General features: G+C 64.8%; 1 pseudogene. It reads right to left on the bottom strand.

Features of this window, described 5'->3' with window-relative positions:
- A pseudogene (locus AB4Z32_RS27785) lies at positions 1–360 on the bottom strand (hypothetical protein); the annotation flags it as partial.
- Positions 361–401: the final 41 nt, after the last annotated feature.

Raw genomic sequence — 401 nt, 5'->3', positions numbered from 1 at the left:
GCCGGAAAACATCCAGATGCGGTGGCTGGCGAGGCGGGCCGTGGGATCGATGCGTCCGCTGGATGCATTCTGGCTGGTGGTGGCGATCAGGTCCGCGACGCCGGTGCCTCCGGGCGAAACCTGGCACTGGCCCAGTCCGGTACAACTGCACACGGAGGTGGCGCGGCCAACCTGTCCTTCAGCGCAGTAGTAGGGACCGCCGGCCACCACGCCCGCACCAATGACGCTGGCGGAAAAGGCGACATCGAACTGCACCGCCATGAATGCCCCGGACGACAAGCCGGAAACCGATAACTGCGACGCCTTCAGCGACGGCAGCGAAACGACCTGCGACAGCGCGAACAGCGGCGACATCAGCATGGCAAGTGCGAATGCTACGCGCATCATGAGCAGACGAGACA

Source organism: Massilia sp. 2TAF26, assembly GCF_052115005.1.
Lineage (GTDB): Bacteria > Pseudomonadota > Gammaproteobacteria > Burkholderiales > Burkholderiaceae_D > Telluria.
This window is presented reverse-complemented; position numbering and strand designations above follow the sequence as displayed.